This is a genomic window from Gloeocapsopsis crepidinum LEGE 06123 (assembly GCF_015207655.1).
In the GTDB taxonomy this organism is placed as follows: Bacteria; Cyanobacteriota; Cyanobacteriia; order Cyanobacteriales; family Chroococcidiopsidaceae; genus Gloeocapsopsis; species Gloeocapsopsis crepidinum.
On the sequence record NZ_JADEWN010000039.1, the window covers coordinates 1 to 17,248 of the forward strand.

The following is a 17,248-nucleotide window of genomic DNA, read 5'->3' on the forward strand; positions in this document are numbered from 1 at the left end:
CTGATTGAGGTGTCACCTTGTGTGTATGCCTTAACTATTTTTTCTCGCAAGTCGAGCGAGTACGGTTTCATTAGACTTCATTTGTGTACTCCTCTTACTGTACCTCATAAACTTGCAATAGGCTGTATGTTTCCTTGACGCAATAACCGTTCTGCCAATTCTATCCGTTTATCATTTAAGTAGCTGAATGCCGTTTTGCCAAAGATTTCCCGAAATCCACGCCGTAAAGTACGCTCGCTCACCCCCACAAGTTGCGCTAATTCCAGCACTGATGGCGGATTCTCTAAACGAGAGAGTAAAATTTCCCTAGCGTAATGAATCTGGGCGATGGTTTCTGGCTTCAGTCGCGGCGATAGTTGTAATCCATCCTGAGCAGATAATATGGGAGCTAATTGCAACGCTATTAGTTCCAACACTTTTGCCTGTAAATATATCCGCTTTGTTATTCCCTGAAAAGGACAGTTGATAATTTGCTGTGCTATCCCCTCAATAGCCGCAGTAGTTTCGGGGTAGAGCAATGTTTGCCAGTCATTACCCTTTGCCAACAAACGCAACTGTGGAGGAATTTCTCCAGCTTCATCAGGGAAAAAAGTTGCCAGCAAGTCAGGAGACATATGGATGTTAACACCCACATATCGAGATTTAGGGGATTCTGTAATCATTTGGCGTTGAACGCCACTACCAGAAATACACGTATATCCTTCCCCTAACTGCCCTCCATATTCGTCTATGGCTTTGCCTGCAAGCAGAACACTAAATTGCAGTGGGTGACTCCATTCAGGGATTTTGACTAACATATCATCATGACATTCACAATTACAAATCGAAAGTCAAAGATTGGGATGCACCTCAATATGCCGTTCATAGCCTTTCCCCAAACGCTTGGGCATTTCATGAAAGATTTCAAATGGCTCTCGTTCCGATTGAAGATTATTGTGGTTAGCTTCTACCCACAGTTCCGTCAATTCTTTATCTGTAAGAGTAATTGTCATAACTGGTACACAGTTAAGATTAATGATATCTATTCTCAATAATCTTACTGCAAGTGTTTCATACTAAAGTAAGTTTAGATGGTGCTAAATAAATTAGTGGGTAATAAATAAACGTAACTAAAAGGTTGGTCATTGGTAACTGGTAACTGGTAAGTGGTCATTAAATAGCGATTAGCTATTGACTATTAGCTTTTTTTAGGATAGGTGCTAACAGAAGAAGTGCTAAGTGCTTTTCTATTCCCTATTACCCATTACCCAACAAATGTTGTGTGATATTTAATTATGTCCACCTACTTACTCATCAATTTGCCACGAATCTTTTGTTAGTTCTTCATCGACAATTCGCTTAGGACGCAGTACGAGAACAACTCGACCGAGTAGTGGTGTCTCAGTAGCACTATCGAACCACTGAAATTCTAATTGTCCTGATTGTTCAACAATAAAGTAGCTGTTCGCATCCCATTTGCGTTGGGAACGATCGACGAGAACCAAAACTTGTTCTTTGCTAGTATCAGTTTGATTTGGTAGGCGATCGCCTTTACACAAAATCGCGACAGGATCTTGTGTCCCTAAAACAACCTGCCATCCTGGTATTGGTACCCACGCTTGTTCTCCAGCAAACTTGACCATGCGAAACGGTTCAATTTCTTCGACTAAGGGAACTGCTTTAAAGTCATCTACCTTAAGAGGTATTTCACCAACAACAGGCACAAGGCGCGGTAATTCTTCTTCGGCTTCAAGACGATAGAACGGTAAACGAGGCGCAGGACGTTTAGAAGCAGCAGTAAAATCAACTAAAAGTTGCTCAATTTGTTCTCTAGCAGTTGCAGTATGCGCAAATCTTAAGCCTTTGGCAATGAGACGCGATCGCTCTTGTAAATCGTTTTTTTGCCGCGCCAGTTTCCAAGATTGATAGGCAACAGCATCACCAGGATGATCGGTAAACCCTGCGGGTAATGTCCGAAATCGTGAAAATTCTTTAACGGCTTTAGCAACTTCTTTGGCTTCATCTGCATCCAGTCGGTGTAATAAAATTAACTCAGCAGCAGCAGCACGTTCAGCTTGAGTTAATAAGCGAAGTTCATATAACACATCACTACCCCGCTGGGCATAATGCGATCGCACTTCGGGTGGGGCTTCAGCCTTCTCGATTGAATCATACACTTGCGCGCCCACAATCACTTGATTTTGTTGTACTGGCTCAAATCCAGTCGCTTCAAAAATTGCTTGGGAATTATAACCAGACTTTTGTAATTTGGCACAAGCTTTGCCCCATTCTACCCAATTGCCCTGCTTTTGCCGCAGCGATCGCAACAATTCCTCAAGCACTTCTTGGGATTCACCACCATTAGCAGGATTCGCCGGTAATTCAGTCATAATCTCAGCTCGTTAAGCACAAATTCTATTTTAATGTGAAGAGTGAAAGGGAGCTTCTTATGTAAGTATGCAGAGGTATAAATATAAAACTGTTTGTATTCTCACCCCTCACCCCTCACCCCTCTTTATGACTTCAACTGAAATCCGTAACATTTTCGACCGCATTGCTCCAGTTTATGACCAAATGAATGATTGGCTGAGTTTAGGTCAACATCGCATTTGGAAGCAAATGACTGTGAAATGGAGTTGTGCAAAAACGGGAGATAAGTGTCTTGATTTATGTTGTGGTAGTGGTGATTTGGCATTACGGCTAAGTCGTGTGGTGGGAACTACAGGTGAAGTGTATGGCGTCGATTTTTCACCGCAGTTACTGGCGATCGCGCAACAACGTTCTCAGCAACAATATCCTTCCTCGTCAATTACCTGGATTGAAGCTGATGTTTTAGAATTACCTTTTGCAGATAATTCCTTTGATGCGGCGACAATGGGCTACGGATTGCGTAATGTTGTAGACATTCCCCATTGCTTTCAAGAATTACACCGCGTCCTCAAACCCCGCACAACAGCTGCTATTCTCGACTTTCATCGCCCTAGCAATTCACAAGTCCGTGCCTTTCAGCAGTGGTATCTCGACACATTAGTTGTCCCGCTAGCACGTCAACTTGGCTTAACAGAAGAATATGCTTATATCAGTCCCAGTTTAGAACGATTTCCCACAGGTCAAGAACAAATCAAATTAGCACAACAAGTAGGCTTTACTGAAGTGACACACTACCCCATCGCTAACGGTATGATGGGAGTATTAACGATAAAAAAATCATAATGCAAGCAGCATTATTCTTATTGGTTCGCATCCTTGGACTGGTCTAACATTTGGTTTTACGCAGCGCCTCCTGTACTTGGAGCAGTTATTGGCTATTTTACTAATGACATAGCCATCAAGATGCTCTTTCGTCCTTATCGAACTCTGTATATTGGTGGAAAACGCTTACCTTTTACTCCTGGTTTAATTCCCCGCAACCAAGAACGCTTAGCAAAGCGGGTTTCTGACACAATCATGGGGTCATTGCTAACGCCAGAAGAGTTGCAGAACTTAGCACGACGCTTACTGCAACCTGAACGCGTACAAGCTGGTATTTTATGGTTACTACGATTAGCTTTAGACCAAATTCGCTTAGATAAAGAGCAGAAAACTGCAAAAATTACCGCAAATATTCTCAAAGATTTACTCGGTCAATCTTTACCACGTTTACTCAAAGTTTTAGCGCGGCGCGAAGATTTTTTAGAAGCACAAACAAATCAAATTTTCGATCAAGTAATACTTGAGTTTCAACTGAGTGACGAACAAGCAACTAAACTTGCAGATTGGCTACTACAAGTTGTTTTACCACCGGATGTCATTCGGCAACTTTTAGTTGACTTTCTTACCGATCGCACAATTCAAACAATCGATGAAGGTTTCAGGGAAAAAGCTAGCGGAACTTACTGGGTAGTTGCTAATTTATTTGGGTTACGCAATACCTTAACTCGCCTGAGAACCTACTGTTTAGATGAAAGAGAATCCGCCAACGATCGCATCCAAGAATTGATTCGCTCATTAGACGTTCGTACCCGTCTTAAAACTTGGTTGCAAAACTTGTCTTTACAAAACTTACCTGTTTCTACAGTACGTCAATTACGTAAGACAATCCGCGACACAATTCGCAGTTATTTACAAACCCGTGGCGGTGAAGTTCTCCAAGGATTAAGTGATTCGTTAGATTGGGAAAACATTGCGAGTTTACTTTTAAACCGTCTGCGCAATTCAGCAGTAGTTAATACTTCGTTGGATGTTGTCAGTAAAGAACTTGCCTTAATTTTAGAACGTTACTTAGAACGCGACTTAGAAAATATTGTGGCGCAGGCAATTCCTATCTTGTCAATCGATCAAGTGATTGTCGATCGTGTCAAATCGACGTCTGCGGCGGATTTGGAAACTGCAGTTGAAGGAATTGTTAAAAATGAACTACAAGCAATTGTTAATTTAGGTGGAGTTTTAGGATTTGTAGTTGGTTCGCTACAAACCCTATTTCTAGTACTCCGTAATTTTTAGTCTTTAGCTAGGCGCAACAGCATAACGCACAAGTTGTCCGAGGCGTTGGCGGAGAGTTTCTAAGCCTATGCGATCGCTTGCAGAAATATAAACCGCTTGGGGAAACTCTTCTTGCGCGACTGCTAAGGTGTCACTATCAACACAATCAACTTTATTCAAAGCAATCAGCATTGGACCTGGAGTGATTGGCATTTCTGACAAAATACTCATCACTGAACGAATTTGACTTTGCCATGCTGGATGAGAAAGATCCACGACATGAAGTAACGCATCTGCTTCGGTAACTTCTTCTAATGTGGCGCGAAAAGCATCCATTAGTGACGCGGGAAGTTCGTGAATAAAACCTACCGTGTCTGTCAAAACAATTGCTTGCGGTTCTCCACTCACACTAGGAATGACCAAACGGCGAGTTGTCGGGTCAAGTGTCGCAAATAACTGATCTGCTGTGTAAACTTCTGCATTCGTGAGTGCATTGAGTAGTGTAGACTTACCCGCATTGGTATAGCCGACGATCGCCACCGAAGGAACTTCTCGATGTTGGCGTTGTTGTCGCAGACGAGAACGATGTGCTTGTAGCTGATTGACTTCTTCTTGTAATCTAGCAATCCGTCTGGCGATCGCGCGGCGTTCTGTTTCTAATTTTGTTTCACCAGGACCGCGAGTTCCAATCCCACCACCGAGTCGAGACATTGCTTGACCCCGCCCTGTCAGTCGCGGCAGCATATACTCAAGTTGAGCAAGTTCAACTTGTAATTTACCCGCACGAGTGCGAGCGCGTTGTGCAAAAATATCTAGAATCACCTCGGTACGGTCAACAACTCGAATCCCGATTTGTGTTTCTAAATTACGCACTTGCGCTGGTGATAAATCACGGTCAAAGACGATCAGATTTGCTCCCAAAGTTTGGGCTGTTAAAGCAATTTCTTGTACTTTTCCTTCGCCGACTGCGGTTTGGGGATGCGGACGCGATCGCTTTTGGCGAAATGTTTGTAACACTTCTCCACCAGCAGTATCAACTAATCGTGCTAATTCATCTAGCGTGTCTTGAAATGCTTGTGGCGTGATATTATCAGTTTGAACTCCTACAATCAACACGCGATCGCGATCTGTATCTACCTGTGTCGCAACATATTCCCGCTGAAATTCAGCTTCGAGTCCTTCTACTAGATCGAGAAAATCTTGATTGCTGAGAATATCTAAACTCAGGGGTTGCGATACACTCCAACTCGCTAGTGGTGCGTCAGCCTCTGTTGTTTCAACACTAGGTACTAAATGCGCTAGATAAGTTTCTTTAACATAACCTGTAGCGCCCCCACCACGACGTTGAAATCCTGAACCAGTGATATTGAGTATCGCTAGGACATCTAGTCTTTGCAGTGCCATCGCTGTTAACGCGGCTTCGCTGGGTGGTTCCGGCTTGAGTTGCGTTGCGATACAACGAATTCCACTGAGACGTTCAGCACCATAGCGCGGTAGTTCTAGGGGAGGAATTTGAGTTTGACGTGGTGTTCCTACGCCTACGCGAATCACCTGTCCTCGACGATTAACATAGGCGCACACAGGTTGATTAATCTCGGTGCTGATTGCTGCTAACCGCTGGGCAAATTCGGGCGTAGTCGGGCGATCGCCTGGTAAGCGTTGTTGATACAGCCGTTGTAGTTGCTTAATCTGGCTGGATTTTAAACCTTGAAGATTACCGTAAATAGTCTCGATAGGCACCTTCGACCAATATTTGGTCTTCTGAATTCACTACGTCTATTTTATCGCGCTGTTTTCATGTTGTTTGACTCAAGTTAGTAACAATACTTGAAGGTTGGTTAGAAATAATTCATATCGACATTGCTTTTACGAGCAATATAGACTATACAAGTGAAACGCACTACATGACGCACAAATAATACTGGGCTAGGGTAATAACCTGCGTGTCAGCATAGTACTTAAGTGGCAACAGTTACTACTACTCAGAATTGGGTCGATAATCAGCTTTCACTTCATTGATTAGTTTGTCTTAGAGACTAAAACAAACTCTAACGGTGTATAGAACTATGGAAGAGTTATTAGAACGTAAGAATTTAATTTTGAAGGGTGAAAGTGCAGCAGCTTTACTACTGGTAGAAGAACTTGAAGAAATGAGTCGCGATGACAAAATTAATCATATTCGTTCTCATGCCAAAGTTTTGTTACATCACTTGATCAAAAAGCAAGCCGAAAACCGTTACACAAAACCGTGGGAAGTGTCAATTCGTAACAGCGTGCGGGAGATTCAGGGAAAGAACAAACGCCGCAAGTTAGGAGGTTATTATTTAACTAAAGATGAGTTGCAATCTATTCTACGCAACGCACTAGATAGTGCAATTGACACGGCATCACTTGAAGTTAGTCAAGGAAAATCTGAGCCAGAAGAATTAGCAGCCTTAATTGACTCGTCGAAGCTTTTAAATAATGCTTTATTACTAATAGTTGAAGATTAATATCAAACGCTTGACTTTGAGTAGCTAAGTCAATCTGTATAAAACCACAAAGTAAAAACTATTCTGGTTGCTACACGCAAATATTTCTGCCACAGTATAAGCCTTTTTGGATAGACTGATTACAGATGAAACGCACTTATGTCCAAACATTGGGCAAAATTACTAGTTGTCTGCATCCACTGATTGCGTCCTGTTAGGCAACTTTAAATTATCGGTGAAATGTTGATTAATTGGTGATGGTACCAACACCTTGTTTTCTCTAGTTCTTTCTGTTAGTCTTAAACAGACTGATCGGTCTTTAATTTAAATGTCAAAAGCTCAACAAACCAAAACACGTATTATCGAGCAAGCAGCGGCTCTATTTAACCAGCAAGGGTATGCAGGGTCTTCGATGTCAGACATAATGCGTGTTACAGGCTTACAAAAAGGAGGTATTTATAATCACTTCCGTAGCAAAGATGAGCTAGCTCTAGAAGCATTTGACTTCGCAGCCAGTCGCGTACAACAGAAATTTACGGGTGCTTTGAAAGGAAAACGTCATGCAGTGGATCGTTTAATTGCAATTCTTAGTGTTTATGAGCATATGTTGGACGATCCACCCGTCCAAGGAGGTTGTCCAATCCTCAATACAGCGGTAGAGAGTGATGATGCTCATCCAGCTTTACGCGAACGGGCGCAACATGCCATGGATGCGTGGCGTGGTTTGATTCATCGCATTGTCGATAAAGGTGTTATGCGTGGTGAATTGCGTGCAGATGTCAATTCTGATACTGTTGCTACAATTTTGATTGCAACCATTGAGGGAGGGGTAATGCTCAGCAAGTTGTATGGCGATGCTTCTTATTTGGAGCGTGCCCTAAACCATCTTAAAACTTATATTCAAAACCAACTAGCAGCACACATCTAAATTTTTTTGCCCTAAAACAAACCGATCGGTCTTTTTATTGTTCTCATTGTGAGAAGTAGTTCCTATGCTCAAGCTTTACTATGCCCGTCCTTCTGCTTATGCTCGTCCTGTATGGTTGGCTCTACTGGAAAAACAGCTTTCTTTTGAATTAATCCCAGTTGATTTAAGCGGCGAACAATTTGAACCCGAATTTCTTGCCTTAAATCCTTTTAGCCATGTCCCAGTTTTAGTCGATGGTGATTTTCGCGTGATTGAATCGTTAGCAATTCTAGATTATCTAGAAGCGCGGTATCCTGAGCGATCGCTGCTTCCGACTGATGCAATGGTTTTAGCAAAGGTTCGGATGGTGCAAATGGTTACGCTCAATGAATTGCTACCTGCGGTGTTTAGATTACTCGTTCGCGATGAGAACTCAGTAGAGTTGGAGTATGCTCAGCTACGGGCAATTAATACATTGAATTATTTTGAAGCTTTATTGGAGGACTCCCCTTACTTTGCTGGCGAACAGCTGACACTAGCAGAAATTGTCGCTGGAACACTCGTTCATAGAATGCCTGATCTAGGAATTGCTTTGACCAAATACTCTAAATTGAATCGTTGGTCTGATCGTTTATTAGCTCGACCTACTTGGCAACAGATTGCATTGAGTTCAGAAGAATGGAGTAGCTTCAAACGTCGGATGCGAGTGATACCAAAAATTTGGCAGCGCCGTCGCCATCAACGGATAAACGCGCTGTCTCAGCAGTAGATGCAATAGAAGTGCCAGCAGTCCTACAAGTCGATCGAGCAAGCAGAAGAATCAAAAAGCTGCTAAAGACATATTTCTCCAAGATTGCACTGCTGTTTGTAAATGCTGCGGTAGCCATTTGTCATATTGTGGATAAATTGGCAAACGTGGTGTGAGTTGCCATCCGGCTGATTTTAATATTTGTAATAAATCCTCGCGAGTTAGATGTGGATAATCTGGATTAACTTCATCTTTTGGTCCAACACCCCCTAAATCTCTTGCTCCTGCTGCAATACAAGCAAGTAACCACTCTGGATCTGGAACTAAATTTGGTGGAATTTGAATCGTAATTTCTGCGGGTAAGATTTCTTTAGCTTTTACAATTACTTCTGGTAGCTGCTGCGGTTCAAAGCGTGGCGCATTCCATGTCTGTTGGTTTCCTGGACTATAAGGTTGCAGGATGACTTCTTGAATATGACCATAGTGAAGGTGTAATTGAGCGATCGCCTCTAATGTCTCCCACCAATCGTTTGGTGTTTCGCCTATTCCCAAAAGTAAACCTGTTGTAAACGGAATCTGCAATTCTCCTGCCCAAGCAAGTTGTTGTAATCTCATTTCTGGAATCTTACTCGGTGCAAAGCGATGCACTGTATTTAATAAAGCAGGCGTTAATTGCTCTAGCATCAAACCCATTGATACATTCACAGTTTTTAGCTGTTGCATTTCTGTAAAACTCAATGGTCCTGCATTTGTATGTGGCAAAAACCCTAGTGAAAGTGCTAGTTCGCACAAATTGTAAATTAGCTCAAACCATACCTGACGCCGTGATGATTGCGGATGAACCTCACCACTTAATATGAGAATCTCACAGACGCCCTGATGTTGTAATTCTTTAAGGATGTTTTCTGCTACAGAGCGCGTCATCCAAGGGTCTTTACCTGGATCTACCCGAAAATTACAATAATCACAACGATTAAAGCACTCATAGGTAGGTACTAAGGTGTAGGCAGGACTATAAGTAACTATGCCAGACATTACTCTGCATTCCAGAACTCACTTAATTCTAAAAAAAATTTAAAGTCCTTTACAAAACGAAATAAATAGCTTAATGTATTAAGTGTAGGAAAAAACACCTACAAAATCATAAATACATCCAAAAGCAATCATAGAATTATGACAACAACTCTACAAAGACGCGAAAGCGCTTCGTTGTGGGAGAGGTTTTGCAACTGGGTAACATCAACCGATAATCGCCTATACGTAGGCTGGTTCGGAGTACTGATGATCCCAACTCTCCTGGCAGCAACAACCTGCTTCATCATCGCCTTCATCGCCGCTCCCCCAGTAGACATCGACGGCATCAGAGAACCAGTAGCAGGTTCATTAATCTACGGCAACAACATCATTAGTGGCGCAGTAGTCCCCTCATCAAACGCAATTGGACTACACTTCTACCCAATTTGGGAAGCAGCATCATTAGATGAGTGGCTCTACAACGGTGGACCATACCAATTGGTAATCTTCCACTTCTTGATTGGAGTATTCTGCTACATGGGACGCGAGTGGGAACTATCCTACCGCCTCGGAATGCGCCCCTGGATTGCAGTAGCATATTCAGCACCAGTAGCAGCAGCAACAGCAGTATTTTTGATCTACCCAATCGGACAAGGTTCATTCAGCGATGGCATGCCACTAGGCATCAGCGGCACATTCAACTTCATGTTAGTGTTCCAAGCCGAGCACAACATCCTGATGCACCCATTCCACCAGTTAGGAGTAGCAGGAGTATTCGGCGGCGCACTATTCAGTGCCATGCACGGTTCGTTAGTCACAAGTTCACTAGTGCGTGAAACAACAGAAAGCGAAAGCCAAAACTACGGCTACAAGTTCGGACAAGAAGAAGAGACATACAACATCGTCGCCGCACACGGATACTTTGGACGTCTAATCTTCCAATATGCCAGCTTCAACAACAGCCGCAGCTTGCACTTCTTCCTAGCAGCATGGCCAGTAGTGGGCATTTGGTTCACCTCGTTGGGCATCAGCACGATGGCGTTCAACCTCAACGGGTTCAACTTCAACCAGTCAGTAATTGACTCGCAAGGTCGCGTGATTGGAACATGGGCAGACGTGCTCAACCGCGCTAACTTGGGCATGGAAGTGATGCACGAGCGCAACGCTCACAACTTCCCTCTCGACTTGGCTTCCGGTGAAGTGACTCCAGTTGCTCTTACCGCTCCTACCATCAACGGTTAGTTGGTAGTTATTACCTCAAGATCTACGAAAAGCGCTCCTGTATGTAGGGAGTGCTTTTTGTTGTTAATGCAGCAATCTCATATGCTAGAGGTTATCCAGAATAGTTAGGATAGTTGTGGAGTAATTAAGGAGAACGACAACGGTTTACGCACGTCCTTTAGCGCGTTTAATTGAACAACTACAGCGCTTACCTGGAGTTGGACCCAAAACTGCCCAGCGCTTGGCATTACACATTTTAAAAAGACCAGAAACCGAGATCCAAGCTTTGGCGCAAGCCTTAATTGATGCCAAACAGCAAGTAGGCTTATGTTCAGTTTGTTTTCACTTGTCAGCTGAGCCAGTATGTGAAATTTGTCGCAATACGAATCGTGACGATCATACTATTTGTGTTGTCAGTGATTCTCGCGATGTCATTGCTTTAGAGAAAACGAGAGAGTATCACGGCAAGTACCACGTATTGGGTGGTGTGATTTCTCCTATGGATGGAATTGGACCAGAACAGCTGACAATTCAGTCCTTAGTTCGGCGAGTTAGCCAGCAAAAACCCAAAGAGATTATTTTGGCTATTAGCCCTAGTGTAGAAGGGGAGACTACTACTTTATATCTGGGTCAGCTATTAAAGCCATTTACTCGAGTTACGCGAATTGCTTTCGGTTTACCTGTAGGTGGCGACTTGGAGTATGCAGATGAAGTAACTCTTGCAAGAGCACTTGAAGGTAGACGAGAACTAGATTAAAAGCAAAGCTGAATATTCTTTTGTGGGTGCTTCTACATTGTTAGAGCATCATCTTTTTTTACTAAATACTACCAATTTTACTAGTTTATAGGTGAAGTCAAATGGGAACCTTAGAGAAAGTTCAATAGAGACGCTCTATCTGTAGTATCTATAAAGATCTGCGTAAAAGAAGACAAACCTACGTAAAAAAACTGATTTCCTCTGGTTCAGAATTAAGGATACTGTAAGTGTCAGTACTACTTGATCAAAAGCTGATTTAGATAAAATTGGTATGTTTTTTTTACAAACTTGGGTGATAGCAAAGCTTGTCGCTTTTACATCTGATCAGCACAGAAGTTTAGTCGTACGTAACAGGGACAGATTAAGCTTTCGAGGCAGCAATGACTTTTTGCCACAATATTTTGAGATAATGCCAAGCATAACTTAAACCGTGATTATTAGGGAGTTGGAGTGTTACTTCTTTACGATTCATGATCTCTACGTTGTACAAAGCAGAAAGTTCTCTAGTGAACCATTTTGATTTAGAGCCGCCAAAAATTTTGGTAGTTGACGACCATGCCGCAAGCCGGATGACTGCAGTTGCTCTGCTTGCAGTAGAAGGATACGAAGTTTTGGAAGCAGACAGTGGTGTCACAGCACTAGAGCTGGTGATACGAAGTCAGCCAGACTTAATCTTGCTCGATGTTATGATGCCAGGAATGGATGGTTTTGAAGTTTGCCGTCAACTCAAGCAAGATGAACAGACTCGCTTGATTCCTGTCATTTTTATCACTGCTTTGAATGATAGGCGATCGCGTATTAGCGGAATTGAAGCTGGAGGAGATGACTTTCTTACAAAACCTTTTGATCGACTAGAATTAGCAGCTCGTGTCAAATCGCTTGTACGACAAAAAAGCTTAAACGAAGATTTGGATCATGCAGAACAGGTGCTGTTTTCCATTGCTCAGGCAATAGAAAGTCGAGACCCCAATACAGGTAATCATTGTCAAAGATTGGTGGAGTTGAGTAAAGCTTTTGGAGAATATCTCCAGCTTTCGCGAACACAAATGCGTAATTTGCAGTGGGGAAGTTATCTCCATGATATCGGTAAAGTTGGAATTCCTGATGCGGTATTGCTCAAGCCAGGAAAACTAACGATAGACGAATGGGAGATTATGCGCCAGCACGTCCTGATTGGGGAAAAAATTTGCTTGCCTTTACGGACAATGCAGGGGGTTATTCCAATCATTCGCCATCATCACGAGCGTTGGGATGGCTCCGGCTATCCTGATGCTTTGGTAGGAGATGCGATTCCGTATTTGGCTCAGGTGTTTCAATTAATTGATATCTACGATGCTCTAACTAGCGAACGTCCTTATAAACGAGCTTTATCGGGCGAAGCAGCACTGCAAGTCATTGAAGAGGAAACAACAAAAGGTTGGCGCAATCCTGAACTTGTTCAGCAGTTTACTGAGTTTATTCGTATTGCTTCTCATTAAAATACGAAAAAAGTGTTGATTGACGATAGATGTAGCTCAAGAAGACTTGATATTAAGCAGCAGCTTGATCAATTAGCTGATATCATTAACCCGACGTATAAAATTTATAAGCTGGTGCTCATAGCCACTCAATAGCTCATTATGGTAGCGGTAGCAATTTTAGCAGCAGGACGTGGAACACGCATGAAATCTTCTCTCCCGAAGGTACTGCATCCTTTAGGAGGACGATCTATGGTAGAACAAGTTCTCCAAAGTTTACAGGCAATTTCACCAACACGATGTCTTGTGATTGTTGGCTACCAAGCAGATCAAGTAAAAGCCTCGTTGGCTAAGGTGGACAACATAGCCATTCCATTTGAATTTGTAGAACAGACAGAGCAGCTAGGAACGGGTCATGCTATTCAACAAGTCATGCCGTACTTAAAAAACTTTACAGACGATTTACTTGTGCTTAATGGTGATGTTCCTCTGTTACGACCAGAAACACTACAAAAGTTATTGCAAATTCACAAAGAGCATCAAAATGCTGCCACAATCCTCACTGCACAACTACCAAATCCGCAAGGCTATGGGCGAGTATTTTGTGACGAAGGTAATATTGTGCAACAAATTGTGGAAGATCGCGACTGTTCTGCTGCACAAAAACAAAATTGTCGCATTAATGCTGGTGTTTATTGCTTTAGGTGGTCAGACTTAGCTGATGTATTACCACGATTGCAGCCTAATAATAATCAAAAAGAGTACTACTTGACAGATACCGTCAATTTTTTAGAACCTGTCATGGCAGTTGATGTCGAGGATTATCAAGAAATTTTAGGAATTAACGATCGCCAACAGTTGGCAACTGCTTACAGTATTTTGCAAGAGAGAGTCAAGTCAAAATGGATGGCTGCAGGTGTCACTCTCGTTGACCCAAACAGTATTACGATTGATGACACTGTACAAATTCAACCTGATGTCATTATTGAACCGCAAACGCATCTACGAGGACAAACAGTTATTCAATCAGGTTGTCGCATTGGACCTGGCAGTTTGGTTGAAAATAGCTCTTTGGACGAGAATGTCAGCGTGCTGTATTCTGTCATTACAGATAGTAGAGTTGCAGCAAACACTCGGATAGGTCCCTATGCTCACTTACGCGGTCATGCGACTGTTGGTACGAGATGTAAGATTGGTAATTTTGTCGAATTGAAGAATAGTCATTTAGGCGATCGCACGAACGTAGCACATTTGTCTTATTTAGGAGATGCCACACTAGGAGCGCAAGTCAATGTAGGTGCAGGTACGATTACTGCTAATTATGATGGCGTACAAAAGCATCCTACAAAGATTGGCGATCGCTCTAAAACTGGTGCTAATAGTGTTTTAGTTGCACCGTTAAATATTGGTAATGATGTCAACATCGCTGCAGGTTCAGCAGTGACAGAAGATGTTCCTGATGATTGTTTAGTCATTGGTCGAGCGCGTCAAGTTCTTAAACCAGGTTGGCGGTTGAAAAGAAGGGGTCAGGGATCAGAGGTCAGAGAGCAGGGAGAAAAAGAGTAAGATTTCTTTAGTTATGTGCGGTAGGCATCCTGCCTGCCCATTAATACAACATAAAAGATTATCCGTGATTAAACTAAGTTAAAATTAATTAATGGCTTTCGATTGCTGGTACTAGAGACTGCAATAGAGAGAATGGAAAAACTACTAGAGCTTCGGGAACTACTACAGCAAGGCAAGGTTGAGGAAGCTTTGCTGTTGGTAGATAAGTTGGAGGACATGAATCGCCGCACAGCGGGTGGTTGTTATTTATCGCCAACACAACTAAGCAATATTCTCCAAGAAGGGTATCAAATGGTACTCAAACGAGTGTCTGCAGAAGCTTTTGAAGGACGTTTTGAGGCTGAAGAACTAGAAAGCATAGTTGATCGGCAAGCAATTTTGTCGCAAGCGATCGCATTAATTTAATATCATCTCCGGTTAAATAACCAGATTAGTGGTTGTTACTAGTCACTAGTCACCATTTTTATCATCACTAATCAACCGGATTTAACATAACAATAGCTTGTCAATTCATCACCTATCCATTCCAATGTATCGCCTACTTGTTCGCCTGTATGATAAGCAGCTAGTAGCACTTCACTTGTTTTTCCCCAAGCGATCGCACCCGTGGCATCAATTGCGATCGCGCCTAAATCCCGTTTATGTTTAAACGCTTCAGTAAACGAGCGTTGCATTGCTTCTGATAAAGCTAAGCCATCAGTCACGCGAATAACGATTCGTGGTGCTAGACATTCATCAATAATATCTTCGCCAATTCCAGTACAACTTACTGCAGCATGGGCTGTTGCATAATTACCTGCAGGCATTGCTGAATCACTGACACGCCCAATGCGCTCAAAGCCTTTACCACCAGTTGAAGTGCCAACAGCTAAGCGTCCTTGGGTATCGAGTGCAACAACGCCAATAGTGCCACGTCCTGCGTTACTCGATTCTACCAACTCTTTTTCAGCAACAACCCCTGCCATTTTTTTTTCAAAATTATCTTGTCTTTCCTGAAGCCACTCTTGTAACCGCAACTCAGTCAAAGCATCATAACTAGGAATTTGCAGTTCGCGTAACAACTCTGCCGCGCCATAGTCTGATAACACGCGATCTGCTGAAGTTTGCAAATTATTGGCAAGGTCAATAGGGTGTTGTACTCGCGAAACATTAATCACACCACTAAAGCGCTGACAACTGCCATCCATCAGCGATGCACTCATCCTAATCTGACCGTCAGATTGCAATACCGAACCAGTACCAGCATTAAAGCGGGGATCGTCTTCTAATAATTGACAGCCAAGGACGACAGCATCAGTAGCCGCGGCACCCGCACGTAACAGTGCATAAACTTCTTCAATCACTGCGTAGAGCGATCGCCGAATTATTTCTACTCCGCCTTTACTTTTGAGGGAACTACCAGCCCCGCCATGAATAATTAACTTTGGTTGCACTCGTTATCCTAAATTTTTAGATTTGTGATTTTAGATCTTAGATTATCTAGGGAAACGATTTAGTAATTTATAGTGAGTTTTATAATGAGTATGACTCAAATTTTACTGTTCTACCCTCAAAACAGTCAGTTAGGCAGTTGAGAGTCCCAGAAAATTAGAGGAAGTCGCATGATTTCAAAAACGGTGATTTCCCTAGCCCCCGACCTCTGACTCTGCATTTGAGCGCCGACGGCGACAGCGTTCAGAGCAATATTTCACATCATCCCAACAATCTGCCCATTTTTTCCTCCAAGTGAAGGGACGTTGACAAACTGGACACATCTTTGTGGGTAGGTCAGATTTTGTGCGGGTACGAGCCATGTTAGGTTATCGATACATTGTTACTTTAATTTTAAGAAATATTACTGAGTAAGTGTTATGTCAGCAACTGCCTTAGCTGGAGTGCGAATAGTTTTAGTAGAGCCAGCAGGGGCTTTAAATGTAGGGGCGATCGCTCGTGTGATGAAGAATTCTGGACTAGAACAACTGGTGTTAGTCAATCCACAATGCGATCCCCTGTCGCCAGAAGCACAGCTGATGGCAGTTCATGCAGCAGATATATTAGAAAGTGCAGTTCAAGTAGCAACGTTACCAGAAGCTTTATTTAACTGTACGCGAGCGATCGCTACAACTGCACGCGATCGTGACATAGGAATTACACTAGAACATCCGCGTCATGCACTGCCGTGGTTAATTGAGCCACAAAACACTGCACTCATTTTTGGACCAGAATATCGCGGCTTGAGTAATGAAGAATTAAAATACGCGCAACGCTTTATCCGCATTCCTACAAGCGATCAATATCCATCACTCAATCTAGCTGCATCTGTAGCAATTTGTAGTTATGAATTGTTTCAGTGTGTTGTGCAGTCAAACGTTAAAGAAACACCTGACTTGGATACGGTTTCCTTTGATGCCTTAGAGGGATACTATCAGCAACTTGAGCAAATCTTGCTGGAGATTGGTTATCTCTATCCACATACTGCTGCGAGTCGCATGCAAAAGTTTCGCCAAATTTTTAATCGCGCGCAGTTAACAACATCTGAAGTAGGAATGCTGCGAGGGATTCTCTCTCAAATACACTGGGCATTGCAGCAGAAAACCGAGGAAGAAAGGTAAATCTTATATTATACCAGTACAAATGAACTATTTTGCGTTATTTTAAGCGCAATTGATGCCATTTCTTTATAGATTG

Annotated in this window: 17 protein-coding genes and 1 pseudogene; 11 read left to right on the forward strand and 7 right to left on the reverse strand. The window is 42.7% G+C overall.

Features of this window, described 5'->3' with window-relative positions; genetic code table 11:
• Positions 1-104: 104 nt before the first annotated feature.
• From IQ230_RS15575 to IQ230_RS15580, 3 genes are all read right to left on the reverse strand, one after another.
• Complete coding sequence (locus tag IQ230_RS15575; protein WP_228055001.1) at positions 105-797, reverse strand: helix-turn-helix transcriptional regulator; 693 nt, start codon at positions 795-797, stop codon at positions 105-107.
• A gap of 33 nt (positions 798-830) precedes the next feature.
• Positions 831-992 carry a hypothetical protein gene (locus IQ230_RS26735; protein ID WP_228055003.1) on the reverse strand — a complete coding sequence of 54 codons (162 nt, stop codon included), beginning with the start codon at positions 990-992 and terminating at the stop codon, positions 831-833.
• Between the two features lie 294 nt (positions 993-1,286).
• Complete coding sequence (locus IQ230_RS15580; protein ID WP_193932868.1) at positions 1,287-2,369, reverse strand: RuBisCO accumulation factor 1; 1,083 nt, start codon at positions 2,367-2,369, stop codon at positions 1,287-1,289.
• 127 nt (positions 2,370-2,496) lie between these two features.
• On the opposite strand from IQ230_RS15580, the gene ubiE reads away from it, so the two are divergent.
• Positions 2,497-3,192 (forward strand): bifunctional demethylmenaquinone methyltransferase/2-methoxy-6-polyprenyl-1,4-benzoquinol methylase UbiE, encoded by a 696-nt coding sequence (gene ubiE, locus IQ230_RS15585; RefSeq protein ID WP_193932869.1) that lies wholly within the window; start codon positions 2,497-2,499, stop codon positions 3,190-3,192.
• Positions 3,193-3,225: 33 nt separating this feature from the next.
• Positions 3,226-4,461, forward strand: coding sequence for a DUF445 domain-containing protein (locus IQ230_RS15590; RefSeq protein ID WP_193932870.1), 1,236 nt, complete (start codon positions 3,226-3,228; stop codon positions 4,459-4,461).
• 3 nt (positions 4,462-4,464) lie between these two features.
• Here IQ230_RS15590 and hflX read toward each other — a convergent pair whose 3' ends face one another.
• The gene (hflX, locus tag IQ230_RS15595; RefSeq protein ID WP_193932871.1) at positions 4,465-6,180 is read right to left on the reverse strand and encodes a GTPase HflX; all 1,716 of its coding nucleotides are present in this window, start codon (positions 6,178-6,180) and stop codon (positions 4,465-4,467) included.
• Positions 6,181-6,506: 326 nt separating this feature from the next.
• Here hflX and IQ230_RS15600 point away from each other — a divergent pair, with 326 nt between their 5' ends.
• The 3 genes from IQ230_RS15600 (at position 6,507) to IQ230_RS15610 (ending at position 8,587) form a co-directional block, all read left to right on the forward strand.
• Positions 6,507-6,932: a DUF29 family protein gene (locus tag IQ230_RS15600; RefSeq protein WP_193932872.1), complete on the forward strand. Its 426-nt coding sequence runs from the start codon at positions 6,507-6,509 to the stop codon at positions 6,930-6,932.
• 307 nt (positions 6,933-7,239) lie between these two features.
• Positions 7,240-7,839: a TetR/AcrR family transcriptional regulator gene (locus IQ230_RS15605; protein WP_193932873.1), complete on the forward strand. Its 600-nt coding sequence runs from the start codon at positions 7,240-7,242 to the stop codon at positions 7,837-7,839.
• A 64-nt stretch (positions 7,840-7,903) separates the two neighbouring features.
• A complete protein-coding gene (locus tag IQ230_RS15610) occupies positions 7,904-8,587 on the forward strand; it encodes a glutathione S-transferase family protein (protein WP_193932874.1) in 684 nt (227 codons plus the stop codon).
• A gap of 51 nt (positions 8,588-8,638) precedes the next feature.
• Here IQ230_RS15610 and cofG read toward each other — a convergent pair whose 3' ends face one another.
• On the reverse strand, positions 8,639-9,601 hold the full coding sequence (gene cofG / locus IQ230_RS15615) for a 7,8-didemethyl-8-hydroxy-5-deazariboflavin synthase subunit CofG (RefSeq protein WP_193932875.1): 963 nt from the start codon (positions 9,599-9,601) through the stop codon (positions 8,639-8,641).
• Positions 9,602-9,739: 138 nt separating this feature from the next.
• Between cofG and psbA the strand changes: the two genes are divergently transcribed.
• The 5 genes and pseudogenes from psbA (at position 9,740) to IQ230_RS15640 (ending at position 14,986) form a co-directional block, all read left to right on the forward strand.
• Positions 9,740-10,822: a photosystem II q(b) protein gene (psbA, locus tag IQ230_RS15620; protein ID WP_193932877.1), complete on the forward strand. Its 1,083-nt coding sequence runs from the start codon at positions 9,740-9,742 to the stop codon at positions 10,820-10,822.
• Positions 10,823-10,964: 142 nt separating this feature from the next.
• A pseudogene (gene recR / locus IQ230_RS15625) lies at positions 10,965-11,558 on the forward strand (recombination mediator RecR); the annotation flags it as partial.
• Between the two features lie 506 nt (positions 11,559-12,064).
• Positions 12,065-13,036: a response regulator gene (locus tag IQ230_RS15630; protein ID WP_322742432.1), complete on the forward strand. Its 972-nt coding sequence runs from the start codon at positions 12,065-12,067 to the stop codon at positions 13,034-13,036.
• A gap of 141 nt (positions 13,037-13,177) precedes the next feature.
• On the forward strand, positions 13,178-14,581 hold the full coding sequence (gene glmU / locus IQ230_RS15635; protein WP_193932881.1) for a bifunctional UDP-N-acetylglucosamine diphosphorylase/glucosamine-1-phosphate N-acetyltransferase GlmU: 1,404 nt from the start codon (positions 13,178-13,180) through the stop codon (positions 14,579-14,581).
• 132 nt (positions 14,582-14,713) lie between these two features.
• Positions 14,714-14,986 carry a hypothetical protein gene (locus IQ230_RS15640; protein ID WP_193932883.1) on the forward strand — a complete coding sequence of 91 codons (273 nt, stop codon included), beginning with the start codon at positions 14,714-14,716 and terminating at the stop codon, positions 14,984-14,986.
• 71 nt (positions 14,987-15,057) lie between these two features.
• Here IQ230_RS15640 and IQ230_RS15645 read toward each other — a convergent pair whose 3' ends face one another.
• Positions 15,058-16,014: an isoaspartyl peptidase/L-asparaginase gene (locus tag IQ230_RS15645; RefSeq protein ID WP_193932886.1), complete on the reverse strand. Its 957-nt coding sequence runs from the start codon at positions 16,012-16,014 to the stop codon at positions 15,058-15,060.
• A 192-nt stretch (positions 16,015-16,206) separates the two neighbouring features.
• Positions 16,207-16,374 (reverse strand): DUF2256 domain-containing protein, encoded by a 168-nt coding sequence (locus IQ230_RS15650; protein WP_193932887.1) that lies wholly within the window; start codon positions 16,372-16,374, stop codon positions 16,207-16,209.
• A 57-nt stretch (positions 16,375-16,431) separates the two neighbouring features.
• On the opposite strand from IQ230_RS15650, the gene IQ230_RS15655 reads away from it, so the two are divergent.
• Positions 16,432-17,172 carry an RNA methyltransferase gene (locus IQ230_RS15655; RefSeq protein ID WP_193932889.1) on the forward strand — a complete coding sequence of 247 codons (741 nt, stop codon included), beginning with the start codon at positions 16,432-16,434 and terminating at the stop codon, positions 17,170-17,172.
• The last annotated feature ends 76 nt before the right edge of the window (positions 17,173-17,248 follow it).